The organism is Nocardiopsis oceanisediminis (assembly GCF_048595525.1).
GTDB classification, from domain to species: domain Bacteria; phylum Actinomycetota; class Actinomycetes; order Streptosporangiales; family Streptosporangiaceae; genus Nocardiopsis_A; species Nocardiopsis_A oceanisediminis.
This window is the reverse complement of record NZ_JAFMZJ010000001.1, coordinates 2,138,810-2,152,652: the sequence shown is the minus strand read 5'-3', so window position 1 is coordinate 2,152,652 and position 13,843 is coordinate 2,138,810. Positions and strand designations below refer to the sequence as shown.

General features: G+C 71.4%; 17 protein-coding genes. 10 read left to right on the top strand and 7 right to left on the bottom strand.

Annotation, left to right across the window (positions count from 1 at the left end):
• Window positions 1-10 precede the first annotated feature (10 nt).
• The 3 genes from J0910_RS09685 to J0910_RS09675 are packed head-to-tail and all read right to left on the bottom strand — an operon-like array spanning window position 11 to window position 746.
• Window positions 11-424, bottom strand: coding sequence for a cupin domain-containing protein (locus J0910_RS09685; protein ID WP_420158193.1), 414 nt, complete (start codon window positions 422-424; stop codon window positions 11-13).
• The gene (locus tag J0910_RS09680) at window positions 424-627 is read right to left on the bottom strand and encodes a carboxymuconolactone decarboxylase family protein (protein ID WP_420158192.1); all 204 of its coding nucleotides are present in this window, start codon (window positions 625-627) and stop codon (window positions 424-426) included. Before J0910_RS09680 ends, J0910_RS09685 begins: the two co-directional genes overlap by 1 nt.
• The gene (locus J0910_RS09675; RefSeq protein ID WP_420158191.1) at window positions 624-746 is read right to left on the bottom strand and encodes a hypothetical protein; all 123 of its coding nucleotides are present in this window, start codon (window positions 744-746) and stop codon (window positions 624-626) included. Before J0910_RS09675 ends, J0910_RS09680 begins: the two co-directional genes overlap by 4 nt.
• A 154-nt stretch (window positions 747-900) precedes the next feature.
• Here J0910_RS09675 and J0910_RS09670 point away from each other — a divergent pair, with 154 nt between their 5' ends.
• On the top strand, window positions 901-1,770 hold the full coding sequence (locus J0910_RS09670; RefSeq protein ID WP_420158190.1) for a helix-turn-helix domain-containing protein: 870 nt from the start codon (window positions 901-903) through the stop codon (window positions 1,768-1,770).
• A 94-nt stretch (window positions 1,771-1,864) separates the two neighbouring features.
• Here the strand turns inward: J0910_RS09670 and J0910_RS09665 are convergent, their stop codons facing one another.
• The gene (locus tag J0910_RS09665; RefSeq protein WP_420158189.1) at window positions 1,865-2,374 is read right to left on the bottom strand and encodes a MarR family winged helix-turn-helix transcriptional regulator; all 510 of its coding nucleotides are present in this window, start codon (window positions 2,372-2,374) and stop codon (window positions 1,865-1,867) included.
• Window positions 2,375-2,399: 25 nt separating this feature from the next.
• On the opposite strand from J0910_RS09665, the gene J0910_RS09660 reads away from it, so the two are divergent.
• The 4 genes from J0910_RS09660 to J0910_RS09645 all read left to right on the top strand — a co-directional run bounded on the left by J0910_RS09660 (window position 2,400) and on the right by J0910_RS09645 (window position 5,872).
• A complete protein-coding gene (locus J0910_RS09660; protein WP_420158188.1) occupies window positions 2,400-2,810 on the top strand; it encodes a RidA family protein in 411 nt (136 codons plus the stop codon).
• Between the two features lie 448 nt (window positions 2,811-3,258).
• Window positions 3,259-3,762, top strand: coding sequence for a TspO/MBR family protein (locus J0910_RS09655; RefSeq protein WP_420158187.1), 504 nt, complete (start codon window positions 3,259-3,261; stop codon window positions 3,760-3,762).
• Window positions 3,763-3,929: 167 nt separating this feature from the next.
• Window positions 3,930-4,349 (top strand): Fur family transcriptional regulator, encoded by a 420-nt coding sequence (locus J0910_RS09650; protein WP_420158186.1) that lies wholly within the window; start codon window positions 3,930-3,932, stop codon window positions 4,347-4,349.
• Window positions 4,350-4,402: 53 nt separating this feature from the next.
• Window positions 4,403-5,872: a catalase gene (locus J0910_RS09645; RefSeq protein ID WP_420158185.1), complete on the top strand. Its 1,470-nt coding sequence runs from the start codon at window positions 4,403-4,405 to the stop codon at window positions 5,870-5,872.
• 105 nt (window positions 5,873-5,977) lie between these two features.
• On the opposite strand, the gene J0910_RS09640 is transcribed toward J0910_RS09645, so the two are convergent.
• Window positions 5,978-6,364: an ankyrin repeat domain-containing protein gene (locus J0910_RS09640; RefSeq protein WP_420158184.1), complete on the bottom strand. Its 387-nt coding sequence runs from the start codon at window positions 6,362-6,364 to the stop codon at window positions 5,978-5,980.
• A gap of 232 nt (window positions 6,365-6,596) precedes the next feature.
• On the opposite strand from J0910_RS09640, the gene J0910_RS09635 reads away from it, so the two are divergent.
• A complete protein-coding gene (locus J0910_RS09635) occupies window positions 6,597-7,064 on the top strand; it encodes a cupin domain-containing protein (protein WP_420158183.1) in 468 nt (155 codons plus the stop codon).
• 186 nt (window positions 7,065-7,250) lie between these two features.
• On the opposite strand, the gene J0910_RS09630 is transcribed toward J0910_RS09635, so the two are convergent.
• Together J0910_RS09630 and J0910_RS09625 are read right to left on the bottom strand one after the other, a co-directional pair.
• On the bottom strand, window positions 7,251-8,153 hold the full coding sequence (locus J0910_RS09630; protein ID WP_420158182.1) for an NAD(P)-dependent oxidoreductase: 903 nt from the start codon (window positions 8,151-8,153) through the stop codon (window positions 7,251-7,253).
• Window positions 8,154-8,227: 74 nt separating this feature from the next.
• A complete protein-coding gene (locus J0910_RS09625; RefSeq protein WP_420158181.1) occupies window positions 8,228-9,013 on the bottom strand; it encodes an alpha/beta fold hydrolase in 786 nt (261 codons plus the stop codon).
• 101 nt (window positions 9,014-9,114) lie between these two features.
• Here J0910_RS09625 and J0910_RS09620 point away from each other — a divergent pair, with 101 nt between their 5' ends.
• From J0910_RS09620 to J0910_RS09605, 4 genes are all read left to right on the top strand, one after another.
• Complete coding sequence (locus J0910_RS09620; RefSeq protein WP_420158180.1) at window positions 9,115-9,624, top strand: MarR family winged helix-turn-helix transcriptional regulator; 510 nt, start codon at window positions 9,115-9,117, stop codon at window positions 9,622-9,624.
• A 226-nt stretch (window positions 9,625-9,850) separates the two neighbouring features.
• Complete coding sequence (locus J0910_RS09615) at window positions 9,851-11,440, top strand: BCCT family transporter (protein WP_474646606.1); 1,590 nt, start codon at window positions 9,851-9,853, stop codon at window positions 11,438-11,440.
• 310 nt (window positions 11,441-11,750) lie between these two features.
• The gene (locus tag J0910_RS09610) at window positions 11,751-13,358 is read left to right on the top strand and encodes a BCCT family transporter (RefSeq protein WP_420158179.1); all 1,608 of its coding nucleotides are present in this window, start codon (window positions 11,751-11,753) and stop codon (window positions 13,356-13,358) included.
• Window positions 13,359-13,371: 13 nt separating this feature from the next.
• A complete protein-coding gene (locus J0910_RS09605) occupies window positions 13,372-13,842 on the top strand; it encodes an Hsp20/alpha crystallin family protein (protein ID WP_420158178.1) in 471 nt (156 codons plus the stop codon).
• Window position 13,843: the final 1 nt, after the last annotated feature.

Genomic DNA, 13,843 nt, shown 5'->3' with positions numbered 1-13,843 from the left:
TCGTTCCTTCTTACTTGAGCTTGCCGTACTGCTCGTCGGTGACCGGTTCGAGCCACTCGTTGCGGGTGTCCTCGCCGGGCACCGCGATGGCGATGTGGGTGAACCAGGAGTCGGCCTTGGCGCCGTGCCAGTGCTTCCTCCCCGCGGGGACCTGGACGACCGAGCCCGGTTCCAGGCTGACAGGGTCTTCGCCCTCGGCCTGGTACCAGCCGCTGCCCGCCGTGGCGAGCAGAATCTGCCCGCCGCCGGAGGAGGCGTGGTGGATGTGCCAGTTGTTGCGGCATCCGGGCTCGAAGGTCACGTTCGATACGGCGACCCCTTCGGTGGTGAGCGTGTTCAGGTAGCTCTGCCCGGTGAAGTACTCGGCGTAGGCCTCGTTCTTCTCCCCGCGCGGGAAGATCGGGTCGATGTCCATGCCGCTCATCACTCTTCCTCCTGCTCTCCGGTGCTGTGCAGCGCCTTCAGGCGTGCGGCTGCGTCCATCGCGTTCAGCCGACCGGCGTAGGACGCCGGATGGGTGAGGGCCTCACCGAGCTCGCCTTCGCCCAGACCGTTGTCCATCGCGAACTTCGAGTGGAAGTTCAGCTGCTCGCCGCGGTAGAGCGCGGCGAGCGCGGAGACGGTCACCAGGCTTCGATCCCGTCATGAGAGGCCCGGCCCCCGAACAAGACCTCGTCGGTCAGGTCGGCCGGCTCCGGAGCGATGGCGCCGGCGGCCCGCTGCGCCGCCGATGGCTGTGCGGTCAAGGCCGCTCCCCCTTGCACTCGCGGTCCCACGCAGTGCGCGGTGCCTGCCGGGTCCCATACTGCTGCGCGATGAGCTCGAGTGGCAGTGGAAAGAAACATCCTGGGAGGTTTCCGTCCCCCGGTGGACGGCCGGGGACGGTGAGACACTTTCGGCATGGCCGCCAGATCCGAGTTGAACGAGCTCGGCACCTTCCTCAAGACCCGTCGCGCCAGGTTGTCGCCTGGTGAGGTCGGGCTTGCCGACACCTCCGGGCCGCGCCGCGTGGCCGGTCTTCGCCGTGAGGAAGTGGCCCACCTGGCAGCGATCAGCACCGACTACTACACGCGGATCGAGCAGGGGCGCATCACTGTGTCCGCGCCAGTGCTGAAGACCATCGCCGAGGTGCTCAAGCTCGATGAGGACCAGCGCCGCTACCTGTTCAGCCTCGCCGGCAAGCCCTCCGGGCGGGCGCGCCGGCCGGGCGCGCAGAAGGTCCAGCCGCAACTTCGCCGGCTCCTGGACGATCTGGGCACGACACCGGCGATCGTCATGGGCAGGAGGATGGACATCCTCGGCTGGAACCGGCTGGCAGCCGCCATGATGGTCGATTTCGCCCAGATCCCGGCCAAGCAGCGCAACTACGTGCGCATACTCTTCACCCACCCGGTGATGCGGGCCCTTTACGCCGACTGGGAGTCCGTGGCCCGCACCGCCGTCGCACAGCTGCGGATGGAGGCGGCGAAGTATCCCGACGATCCCGGCCTGACCTCGCTGGTCGGTGAGCTCTCCGTGCAGGACCCGCAGTTCAGCCAGTGGTGGGCTGAACGCGATGTCGCCAGCCTGACCACCGGCACCAAGACCCTCCGCCACCGGGCGGTCGGAGAGCTCACCCTCGACTGGGACACCCTCATCGAAGCCCATGACTCTGAGCAGCAGCTCGTGATCTGGACGGCTCCGCGAGACAGCCCCACCCACGAGGCTCTCCGCCTCCTCTCTTCATGGGAGGAGAACACCGAAGCCGCGGAAGAAGGCCACCGTGGATGAACCCGCACCGCGGTGCCGTGCCGGGTGATGCGCAGGGTCCATCGCCCCGGCCCGGGGCGGGGGCCTTCGCCGCCTCCGGAGACGCCCGGGCCGGTCAGCGCGCCGGGTCGGCGGCGAGCAGGGCCGCCGCAAGGGGGCCGGTACGGGGGTCGGCGGCGGCGCCGGCCAGAGCGCGCTCCAAGGCGGCGCGGTAAGTGGGCTCGGCCTCGGCGCGGCGGGCGCGGCCGGCGCCGGTGATGACGCTGTAGACCCCGCGCCGGTCCTTGGGGCACAGGTCGCGCCGGGTCAGGCCGTCGGCCTCCAGGCGGGCCGCGAGGCGGCTGACCGAGCTCTGGTTGAGGCCGATGAGGCCGGCGAGCTCCCGCACCCGCAGCTCGCCGCCGTCGGCGGCCTCCAGCCGGCACAGGGCCCGGTACTCCGACAGGCCGATGCCGTGCCGCCGCTGCAGGGCGCGGCCGAGCTCGTGCTCGACCCGGCCGTGGAGGGCCACGACGTCGTCCCAGATCCGCGCGTCCACCGGCGCCGCCCTTCCTCTCCGCCATGCGAGTTGACACCAGGATACATGCATGTGCATGATCTGCATGTACATCAAATGCATGTACATGCAGATAATTCTCTGAGGAGCCACCATGCCCGCCACCCGCATCGCCAAGGTCGCCACCGCCCCCGACTGGTACGCGCCCTACCGCATCTCCCAGGCGGTGCGCGCCGGAGGGTTCATCCACGTCTCCGGCCAGGCCGGGTTCGACGAGCGCGGCGCCACCGTCTCCGACGACTTCCTCACCCAGGGCCGCCAGGCCTTCGCCAACGTCCAGCGGGTCCTGGCCGAGGCCGGCGCCACCCTCGCCGACGTCGTGAAGATCGGCATCTTCGTCCGCGACATGGCGGCGGTCCTGCCCGATGTCATCCGGCTGCGCGAGGAGTTCCTGACCGAGCCCTACCCGGCCGACACCCTCCTCGAGGTGTCCTCGCTCGCCCGGCCCGACTGGCAGATCGAGGTCGAGGCCATCGCCCTGGACCCCTCGGCGCCCGCCCGGTAGCGCGCCCCGCCCCGGGCCACCCCGCAGCGGCTCGGCCGCAGGAGGCCTCCCCCGCAGGAGGCAGCGCAGGCCGGAAGGAACGCCCATACCGGCGGCGCTCCCGGGGCGATGGCGCGGCGCCGCCCTCAGAGCGAGCCGGAGGGTTACCGTTCCTGCAGGTCGCGGAAGTCGAACGCGTCCGGGAACGGCTCCAGGACATGAACCGGGGCAGGGCCGTCGACCGCCCTGCCCCTTCCCCCCTCCCCGGTCGGGCGCCGGGGGCGGGCGGAAGCGCTCCCCGCCGCTTGAGGTGCAAGGACGGATGCCGGGCCCGGTCCGAAGGAGGAGGCGTCCTCAGGGGTTTCGGCCCCACCGCGCGGGGCATCGGAGCGGCAGGGCGCCGTCCTCTCCGAGGCGGACCGGACGGCCGCCCCGGCCCGCAGCCCAGCGGCCGGAGGAGGCCACCGCAGTGAGCGAGACCGAGCGGCCGCCGCGGGCGGCGGGGGCGCCCGCGCTGGCCGGGCTGGGGGTGTTCGCCGCGGCCGTCATCGCCGCCGCGCTGGCCGGCGCCCTGTCGAGCACCACCGCCGCCCAGGACTACATGCGCCTGGAGCAGCCCGCGTGGGCTCCCCCTTCCTGGGTCTTCGGCCCGGTGTGGACGGTGCTCTACGCCGCGATCGCGGTGGCCGGGTGGAACGTGTGGCGGCTGCGGGGCTGGAGCGGCGCGCGCACGGCGCTGTCGCTCTACGCGGTGCAGCTGGTCCTCAACGCCGCGTGGACGCCGCTGTTCTTCGCGGCGGGCCTGCGCGGCACCGCGCTGGTCGACATCGTCCTGCTGCTGGCGGTGCTCACCGCGGCGGTCCCCGCGTTCTTCCGGGTCAGCGCGGTGTCCGGGGCGCTCCTCGTGCCCTACTGGTTCTGGGTCGCCTTCGCGGCCGCGCTCAACCTCGCCGTGTGGCGGCTCAACGCCTGACCGCGCGCCCCGGAGGGGATCCCGCGCACCGCCGGAGGCGGCCGACCGGGCCGTACCGTGCCGGACGGTGCGGAGCGGACGTGCGCGCCGCCGCGGCCGTGACCAGCGACTTCCTCGGCATGACCCCAATATTGGAACAACTCTAGAAAACATGCTTTACTGGGCCCATGCACCAGACCGACACCGAAGCCGTCCTCCGCGAGGCTTCGCTGCGTGTGACCGGGCCCCGGGTCGCGGTACTGGAGGCGGTCGGAGCCCATCCGCACTCCGACGCCTCCTCCGTTCTCCGCCTGGCCCGCGCCCGACTCGGTGCGGTGTCCACCCAGGCGGTGTACGACGTCCTCAAGGCCCTGACCGAGGCGGGGCTCCTGCGGCGCATCGAGCCCGAAGGGTCGCCGGCGCGCTACGAGCGGCGCGTGGGCGACAACCACCACCACGTGATCTGCCGCGGGTGCGGCGCGATCTCGGACGTGGACTGCGCCACAGGGGCGGCGCCCTGCCTCGAGGGCTCGGACGACCACGGCTTCGCCATCGACGAGGTCGAGGTCACCTACTGGGGCATGTGCCCTGCGTGTCAAGAGGCCTGACACGCCAGTGCCGTCCGCGGCGCTGACAGTCTTCTCCCAAGGAACAGGAATTCATGTCGCAGGACAACACGAATCCGATCACCACGGCCAACGGCGCTCCCGTCGCCGACAACCAGAACAGCCTGACCGCCGGCCCGCGCGGCCCGATGCTCCTGCAGGACCTGTGGTTCCTGGAGAAGCTGGCGCACTTCGACCGCGAGGTCATCCCCGAGCGGCGCATGCACGCCAAGGGCTCGGGCGCCTGGGGCACCTTCACCGTCACCCAGGACATCACCCGCTACACCCGGGCCGCGCTCTTCTCCGAGGTCGGCAAGGAGACCGAGATGTTCGCCCGGTTCTCCACCGTCGCCGGTGAGCGCGGTGCGGCCGACGCCGAGCGCGACATCCGCGGGTTCGCGCTGCGCTTCTTCACCGAAGAGGGCAACTGGGACATCGTCGGCAACAACACCCCGGTCTTCTTCTTCCGCGACCCGCTGAAGTTCCCCGACCTCAACCGCGCCGTCAAGCGCGACCCCCGCACCAACATGCGGTCGGCCGAGAACAACTGGGACTTCTGGACCAACCTGCCCGAGGCCCTGCACCAGGTCACCATCGTCATGTCGGACCGCGGCATCCCCGCGAGCTACCGCCACATGCACGGCTTCGGCTCGCACACCTTCTCCTTCATCAACGCCGAGGGCGAGCGCTTCTGGGTCAAGTTCCACTTCCGCACCCAGCAGGGCATCAAGAACCTCACCGACCAGGAGTCGGCCGAGGTCATCGCCGCCGACCGCGAGTCGGCCCAGCGCGACCTCTACGAGGCCATCGAGCGCGGCGACAACCCCAAGTGGACCTTCTACGTCCAGGTCATGCCCGAGGCCGACGCGGAGAACTACCGCTTCCACCCCTTCGACCTGACGAAGGTCTGGTCGAAGAAGGACTACCCGCTCATCGAGGTGGGCGAGTTCGAGCTCAACCGCAACCCGGAGAACTACTTCGCCGACGTGGAGCAGGCCGCCTTCACCCCGGCGAACCTGGTCCCCGGCGTCAGCGTCTCCCCCGACCGCATGCTCCAGGGCCGCCTGTTCTCCTACGGTGACGCCGCCCGCTACCGCCTGGGCGTCAACCACCACCAGATCCCGGTGAACTACCCGCGCGGCGCCAAGCTGGTCAACACCTACCACCGCGACGGCACCATGCGCGTGGACGGCAACCAGGGCAGCGTCCCCGGCATCGAGCCGAACTCCTACGGCCGCTGGCCGGAGCAGCCGGCCTACGCCGAGCCGGCGCTGAGCGTGGGTGCGAGCGCCGACCGGTTCGACTACCGCGAGGACGACGACAACTACTTCCAGCAGCCCGGCGACCTGTTCCGCCAGATGAGCACGGAGGAGCAGCAGCGGCTGTTCGCCAACACCGCCCGGGCGATCGACGGCGCCTCCGAGGCCACCGTCGAGCGGCACATCGCCAACTGCACCAAGGCCGACCCGGCCTACGGCGAGGGCGTGCGCAAGGCCGTCGAGGCCCTCAAGGCCGGCAACCTCTGAGAAGGCCCGGCGTGAGATGCCCTTAGAGCGGCATCGGCGCGCATGAAGGGGCCGGCGCGGTCTTCCCGACCGCGCCGGCCCTTTCCGTGCTCCGGCCCCACGCGGTCAGCCGCTCTCCGGAAGGAGGCCGCTCCGCCCGAACATCTCGGCGGTGGCCCTGGCGCTGGGGGTGCCCGCATCCAGGTCGGCGCCGGCCTCGACCAGTGCGGCCACGACCTCGTCCTCGCCCTTGAACAGCGCCCCGGCCACGGGCGACTGGTCGCGCCCGTTGCGCAGGTCGACGTCGGCCCCCCGGCCGATGAGGGCGGCCACCGTCTCCGCGTGGCCGTGGTAGGCGGCGAGCATCAGCAGGCTGTTGCCCTCCGAGTCGCAGGTGTCGACCGGCAGGCCGTGGTCGAAGAACTCCATCAGCTCTTCGCTCCGCCCCTGCCTGGCGAGATCCATGGCCAGCGCGACGACGCGCCCGACCTGTTCTTGGGAGAGACCACTCATACCTCCAGGTTAGAGGAGCCCGCCGCCCCGAACGGGCCCCGGTCTCCCCCGGGCCCCGCCGGAACGCGGGGCCGGCGGCGCCCGCCGCGGGGCCTCAGTCCCGGTAGGCGGCGGCCGCGATCCGGACGGAGGAGCGGACCAGCGGGTTCGCGTCCCCCTCCGCCACGCCGCCACCGCCCGGCTGGGCTCCGCGCCGGTCAGCGGCGCCAGCACCAGCCCCCCCGGGCGGGGCGTGCCCGAGCGGGGCCATCCCGACCGTGCCGTTCCAGGGCACGGCCCGCAGGCACTCCTGGACGGCACCACCACCGGGCACCGCCTCGGAATCGGCGAGACCGTCCTCCCCCCGCATACGGACGGACCGCCGCAGCACCGCCACGCAGAGCACGACGAGGGCTTCTACGTCATCTCCGGAACGGTGCGCTTCACCGTCGGGGACGAGGTCCGCGACGCGACCGCGGGCACGCTCGTGATGGTCCCGCCGGGCGCCCCGCACACCTTCGCCCACCCGGGCGACCGGCCGGCCGTCATGCTCTGCACCTTCTCGCCCGACCTGTACCTGCAGTACTTCCGGGACCTGCGGGACGCCCTCGCCGAGGGCCGGGAGCCGGCCGCCGAGGCGACCGTCCGGACGATGCGGCGCTACGCCACGGAGCCGGCCGCCGACTTCGCTCCGGGGCCGGAGGCCGGACGGGAGGCCTGACGCCCCCGCCCCTCCCCCGGCCTCCGCCCCTCCGGTCCGCTCCCGGCTCCCGTACCGCGGCCGGGGGCGGGAACGGCGCACGCCGGCTCCGCGGCGGGGTTCCCGCTCCGCCTCCGGCGGACCCGCTCCCGGCGGCCGGGCCGGAGGGCGGGACCCTCCGGCCCGGCCGCCGGGACCGGACGGGTCTCAGGCACGCGGGGGAAGCAGCTCGAACAGGCTGGAGAAGCCCTGGTCGCCGTGGCCGTCGGCGATGCGGCGGTCCATCAGCCGCTTGACCTCGCGCATCCGCACCGCCTCCACGCCCAGGGACTCCCGGTGGGAGATCATGTCGCCCATCAGCGCCGCCTGGACGTTCAGCGATCCCAGGTCCGGGCCGTACTCGCTGGTCTTCACCGCCTTGGCCATCGATTCCAGCAGCGGCGGGTAGCCGGCCATCGAGGCCGCCACCCGGCCGGCGAACTCCTCCGCGTCCACCCCCTCGGCGCGCACCAGGCGGAGCGTGTGCAGGAAGCCGATGAGCAGCTCGTAGCCGACCGCGACCTGGGCCATGAACTCCACCGCCGCCGCCCCGGCGTCCTCGCCGTGGTAGGCGACGGTGCCCAGCTCCTTCAGCGCCGGCTCGTGGGCCCGGAAGGCCTGCTCGGAGCCGCTGAACGGGAACATGATGTTCGGGGTGCCCACGTACGGCGGGTCGCCCATGATCTTGCCGTCGATGTAGCCGGCGGCGCCGTGCTCGCCGGCCCACCGGGCGTGGTCGCGGGCCTGGGCGGGCGAGCCGCTGGTGAGGTTGACCAGTACCCTGCCCTGCACCGCGTCCCCGAGGGAGGCCAGCACCTGCTCAACCGCCGCCGTGTCGAGCAGGCAGACCACCACCAGCGGGCTGGCGGCCGCGGCCTCGGCGGCCGTCGCGGCGACCGAGGCTCCGGCGCCGGCCAGCGGCGCGGCCTTGCCCGCGGTCCGGTTCCACACCGTGGTGCGGTACCCCCGCTCGATGAAGGTCCGCGCGATCGCCGACCCCATGTCGCCCAGACCGATCACGGTCACGGCCTCCGGGGCGGTGTCCGCTGCTTCCGTTGCTGTCGCTGCCATCGTGGTGGTCCTGTTCGTTTCGAAGGGGGCGGGGCCGGATCGCGCCGGAGGCCCGCCCGCGGGGAGGAGTGGGGTCAGGCGTCCAGGAAGTCGCGGGTGATCTCGATGAGGCGGCCGGGGTCGGCGAACCAGTCCATGTGCCCTTCGCCGGCCACCTCCACGAGGCGGCTGCCGCGGATCGCGCCGTGCAGCTCCCTGGAGCCCGCCGGGGGGACCATGGCGTCCTCGGCGAAGCCGACGACCAGCGTGGGGGCGGTGATCTCGGAGAGGAGCGGCCTGATGTCCACCCGCAGGGCGAGGTCGATCTGGCGCCCGATGCCCTCCGGGGGCCAGGCGTCGGCCAGCGAGTAAGCCAGGCCCTCGTGGCCGAACCGGTCCAGGGCGGCGGCGCTGAAGCCGGTCAGCGCGGAGAAGCGCTTGAACATCTCGCGGTCGGTCTCCAGCATCCTGCGCGCGGTCTCGAAGTAGTAGCGGTCCCGGGGGCCGGTGGTGTGCGCCCAGCCGCCGACCAGGACGAGCCGGCGCACCAGCTCGGGGGCGGCCGCGGCGACGGCGGCCGCCCCCACCGCGCCGAGGGAGAAGCCCAGCAGGTCCACCGGGCCGTCGGAGGCGTCGCGGATCGCCGCCGTGATCTGGTCGGCGATGAGGTCGACGCTCAGTTCCCCGCCGTCGTCCTCGGTCAGGCCGCTGCCGCCGAAGTTGGGCCGGATGACGGTGCGGGAGTCGGTGAAGTGGCCGAAGACGTTGCCGAAGACCTTCTCGGCGTCGCCTCCCATGCCGTGGACGAGGGCGAGGCCGGGCCCCTGGCCGTCGACCTCGTAGTGGACGCGGGTGCTGCGGGCGGCGGTGAACGGCATCATGGTCCTTAGCTGAGAGGTGGTTAGGCGAGTGCTAAGATAACCACCACTTGAACGAGTGTCAATTAAATGAGTGCTCAACTATCTAGTTCGGGAGGATCCCCATGGCGGATGCGGTGGCGGCGGTGCTGGAGCAGTGGCGCCGGGAGCGCCCCGACCTCGACGTCTCGCCGATCGGCATCGTCGGCCGGATCATGCGGCTGTCCCGGCTGTGGGACAAGGAGATCAAGGACTTCCTGGCCGAGCACGGCCTGGAACCGGGCGAGTTCGACATCCTGTCCACGCTGCGCCGGTCCGGAGAGCCCTACGAGCTGACCGCGAAGAGCTTCCTCAAGGCGTCCCTCGTCACCACCGGGGCGGTCACCCTCCGCGTCGACCGAATGGATGAGAAAGGCCTGGTCACCCGGGTACGCGACGCTTCCGACCGCCGCTCCGTCAAGATCCGCCTCACCCCTCGGGGGCTTGAGGTGATCGACCGGGTCCTCCCGCTCCACCTGGCCAACGAGGCCCGCCTCCTGCAGGGCCTCGACGCCGGCGAGCACCGGCACCTCGCCGCCGTGCTCGCCGCCGTGCTGGAGTCCTGCGGCGACACCGCCGCCCCCGGCCCCCGCTGAACCGGGCGGCGCCCGGGTCGGGCCCGGGCGCCGCCACCGGGAGGTCTGCGGGGATCCGCAACGAATGCGGAGAAGGGCGCGCGCGGTCTATGATCCGTGGAGTCCGGACCGAAAAGCGCGGGCACCGGAATGCAATTCGACACCGGGCGGGCCGCCGGCGGCGGTTCCGGTGCGAGGGCGCCGGGAATCCGAGGAGGGAAGCCCCATCTCTCGCATCAGAGACCATATCCGCAGGCACACCAACCCCTCGGTCTTCTTCGCGTCCGGGGCGCTGGTCCTCGTTTTCTGCGCCGTCGGGGTGGCCGAGCCGGAGCGTTTCAAAGAGGCGGCCCTCTCCCTCCGTTCCGCGATCGGCACCTATTTCGGCTGGTTCTACGTGCTGTCCGCGGCACTTTTCCTGGGGCTGGCGCTGTGGCTGATGATGAGCCGGTTCGGGCGGCTGCGGCTCGGACCGGACAGCGCCCGGCCCGAGTTCGGCTTCCCCTCCTGGATCGCGATGATCTTCACCGCCGGCATGGGCATCGGCCTGGTCACCTACGGCGTGCACGAGCCGATCACGCACACCGGCGACCCGTTCGTCTCCGAGTCGGGCGAGCCCGCGACCACCGCGATGCAGTACACCCTGTTCCACTGGGGCCTGCACCCCTGGGCGATCTACATCGTGCCGGGCCTGGCCCTGGGCTACTTCTGCTTCCGCAAGGGCCTGCCGATGCGCCCGGCCTCCGCGCTCTACCCGCTGATCGGCGACCGGATCAACGGCTGGATCGGCAACCTCATCGACATCCTGGCCGTCTTCACCACCCTGGTCGGCATCGCCACCTCGCTCGGCCTGGGCACCCGACAGATCGGCAGCGGGCTGTCCGGCGCCTTCGGGCTGCACGACGGCGCCGCGCTGCACCTGGTGGTCATCGCCGCGGTGACCGCGGTCGCCGTGGTCAGCGTGCTGGCCGGGCTGGACCGGGGCATCCGCCGGATGGCCGTGCTCACCCTCTGGACGGCCGGCGCCCTGCTCGCGGTGACCGCCGCGCTCGGCCCCAAGCTCTTCATGGTCGGCGCCGCGGTCAGCGGCCTGGGCGGGTACCTGCAGAACATCGTGGAGATGAGCCTGACCTTCGTACCGCCCGGAACCGACCCGCAGGCGCAGGAGTTCTCCAGCCGGTGGACCCTGTTCTACTGGGGCTGGTGGGTCTCCTGGTCGCCGTTTGTCGGCATGTTCCTGGCCCGGATCTCCTACGGCCGCACCGTCCGCGAGTTCATCGGGGCCTGCCTGTTCGCCCCGCTCACGATCTCCGTCGCCTGGTTCGGGGTGTTCGGCGGCGCCGGCATCTTCCACCGCCTGCAGGGCGGCGCGGCCCCGACCGGCGGCGGCCCCGGGGCGGCCCTCTTCGGCCTGCTGCACGCCTTCGGGCTCCCCGAGCCCGCCTACGCGGCGCTCGTCGTGTTCGCCATCGTCGTGCTGGCCGCGTTCTACATCACCTCGGCCGACTCGGCCTCCCTGGTGGTGGACATGCTCACCAACGGCGGCGACCCGCACCCGGTCCGGCTGCAGCGGGTCCTCTGGTCCTCGCTGATCGGGCTGATCGCCGTCGTGCTGCTGGTCGCCGGCGGCGACGCGGCGGTGCAGGCGCTCGAGGCCGCGGCGGTCTGCGCCGCGCTGCCGTTCTGCGCGGTCCTGGTGCTGATGGCGGTGAGCCTGGTGACCGCCGTGCGGCGGGACGGCGAGGCCTCCGCGGAGGGCCCCCCGGAGCCGCGGCGCCCGCGGACGATGCGCACCGACCCCTCCGGGGCGCCGGACACGCCGCGGCGACGGCAATGATCTCCCATCGAACACATCAAAATGCCATAACCGATGGCCGTACTCTGTGTACCGGCCTGTTCCGCGCTTCTAGGCTTCTAGTGGCGGAGCCGAACGCCGATCCAGCATGCTTCGCACGACAACCCACCAATTCACAACCCGATATCCGGAAGCCCTGATCCGGACGGCGCGGTCGATCCCGTACTTCTCAGAGGCGGATTCCGCTTCGTCCCGGCCGTACGCACGACCGGGGAGCGGCCCGCCGGATTCCTGAGGAGGGGTAACCATCTCTCGTTTAACGTCCTACCTCCGCGAGCACACCAATCCCCCGGTGTTCTTCATCGCGGGCGCCGTGGTCCTGGCCTTCATCGTGGTGGGGATCGCCATCCCTGAGCGGTTCGGCGAGATCACCGTCGCGGTGCGCGACGGGATCGGGCAGAACTTCGGCTGGATCTACGTCTTCGCCACCACCATCTTCCTGGTGCTGTCGATCTGGCTGCTGTTCAGCCGGTTCGGCTCCATCCGGCTGGGCCCCGACTCGTCCCGGCCGGAGTTCACCACCGTCGCCTGGTTCGCCATGCTGTTCACCGCCGGCATGGGCATCGGCCTGGTGTTCTACGGGGTGTACGAGCCGGCGCTGCACATGAACGACCCGTTCATCACCGCCTCCGGCGACCCGCAGACCACCGCGATGCAGTACACCCTGTTCCACTGGGGCCTGCACCCGTGGGCGATCTACATCGTGCTCGGGCTCGCGCTGGGCTACTTCTGCTTCCGCAAGGGCCTGCCGATGCGCCCGGCCTCCGCGCTCTACCCGCTGATCGGCGACCGGATCAACGGCTGGATCGGCAACCTCATCGACATCCTGGCCGTGTTCGGCACCCTGTTCGGCCTGGCCACCTCGCTCGGCCTGGGCACGCAGCAGATCAGCTACGGCCTCAACCACGTGTTCGGCCTCCCCGACGGCCAGCTCATGCAGATCGCCATCATCTGCGTGATCACCGCGATCGCCGTGACCAGCGTCGTCGCCGGCGTCGACAAGGGCATCCGGCGCCTGGCCGTGACCAACATGTGGATGGCCGCGGCGCTCCTGCTGGTGATGTTCCTGCTCGGCCCGAAGCTGTTCATGATCAGCATGATGTCCACCGGGCTCGGCGAGTACCTGCAGAACATCGTGCAGATGAGCCTGAGCTTCTTCTCCCCGCAGGGCGACCCGGACGCCAAGGCGTTCTCCGAGGGCTGGTCCATCTTCTACTGGGGCTGGTGGATCTCCTGGTCGCCGTTTGTCGGCATGTTCCTGGCCCGGATCTCCTACGGCCGCACCGTCCGCGAGTTCATCTCGGCCAGCCTGTTCGCCCCGCTCGGGGTCAGCGTCATCTGGTTCGGCGTGTTCGGCGGCACCGGGATGTTCTACGACGAGAAGACCGGGGGCGCCATCTCCGGGGTGGACAACGAGGGGGCGGCCACCTTCGCCCTGATCGACGCCTTCCCGCTGCCGGCCGTGGTGCTGAAGGCGGTGGCGCTGCTGACCATCCTCGTGGTCGCCATCTTCTTCATCACCTCCTCCGACTCCGGCTCGCTGGTGGTGGACATGCTCACCAACGGCGGCGACCCGCACCCGGTCCGCGCCCAGCGCATCTTCTGGGCCACCATGGAGGGCGTGATCACCATCGTCCTGCTGGTGATCGGCGGATCGGCGGCACTGACGGCCTTGCAGGCGGCGGCGGTGTCGACCGGGCTCCCGTTCACGATCGTCCTGCTCTTCATCGCCGCCGGGCTGATGAAGGCGCTGTCCGCGGAGCGGACGGCGGGGACCGTCCCGGTGGTCCGCTCCGGTTCCAAGGACCCCTCCGAGCGGGGCGACCGGATCCCGGTCGGCCGGAACGAAGAAGCGGAGTCCTCTCCGGAGGAGACGCCCGACCCCGACGAGCGAAAGTGAGGTGACAGCGAGCATGCCGCCCAAGAAGCACCGCGGCAACCCGTTCCGCGGGGTGCTGGACATGATGAGCGAGATGAACCGCATCTCGGACACCATGGGGAACCTGGAGACCGGCGGCGCCACCCAGCGCGGCTACTCCGACGCGTGGAGCCCCACCACCGACATCTTCGCCCGCGGTTCCGACCTGGTGATCCGCAGCGAGCTGCCGGGCATCGCCCCCGAGGACGTCGAGGTCACCTTCTCGCACGGCTACCTCACCATCGCCGGGGAGCGCCCGGCGGAGCCCGGCGACGTGGTGTACTACGCCGCCGAGCGCTACCGGGGCGCGTTCCGCCGGGAGATCACCCTCCCGGACGGGGTCGACGAGGACGACATCGAGGCCGCGTTCGACGAGGGGCTGCTGGAGCTGACCGTGAAGGGCGCGGCCGACGCCCAGCGCCCGAAGCTCATCGCGATCAAGCGCCGGAAGCGGCAGCGCCCCTGAC

Bases quoted from the DNA above. Each gene is read 5' to 3' on its own strand.
- J0910_RS09605 (WP_420158178.1), top strand. From the start codon at position 13,372: ATGCCGCCCAAGAAGCACCGCGGCAACCCGTTCCGCGGGGTGCTGGAC.
- J0910_RS09640 (WP_420158184.1), bottom strand. From the start codon at position 6,364: ATGAGTGGTCTCTCCCAAGAACAGGTCGGGCGCGTCGTCGCGCTGGCC.
- J0910_RS09665 (WP_420158189.1), bottom strand. From the start codon at position 2,374: ATGTACATGCATTTGATGTACATGCAGATCATGCACATGCATGTATCC.
- J0910_RS09660 (WP_420158188.1), top strand. From the start codon at position 2,400: ATGCCCGCCACCCGCATCGCCAAGGTCGCCACCGCCCCCGACTGGTAC.
- J0910_RS09645 (WP_420158185.1), top strand. From the start codon at position 4,403: ATGTCGCAGGACAACACGAATCCGATCACCACGGCCAACGGCGCTCCC.
- J0910_RS09685 (WP_420158193.1), bottom strand. From the start codon at position 424: ATGAGCGGCATGGACATCGACCCGATCTTCCCGCGCGGGGAGAAGAAC.
- J0910_RS09650 (WP_420158186.1), top strand. From the start codon at position 3,930: ATGCACCAGACCGACACCGAAGCCGTCCTCCGCGAGGCTTCGCTGCGT.
- J0910_RS09625 (WP_420158181.1), bottom strand. From the start codon at position 9,013: ATGATGCCGTTCACCGCCGCCCGCAGCACCCGCGTCCACTACGAGGTC.
- J0910_RS09630 (WP_420158182.1), bottom strand. From the start codon at position 8,153: ATGGCAGCGACAGCAACGGAAGCAGCGGACACCGCCCCGGAGGCCGTG.
- J0910_RS09620 (WP_420158180.1), top strand. From the start codon at position 9,115: ATGGCGGATGCGGTGGCGGCGGTGCTGGAGCAGTGGCGCCGGGAGCGC.
- J0910_RS09670 (WP_420158190.1), top strand. From the start codon at position 901: ATGGCCGCCAGATCCGAGTTGAACGAGCTCGGCACCTTCCTCAAGACC.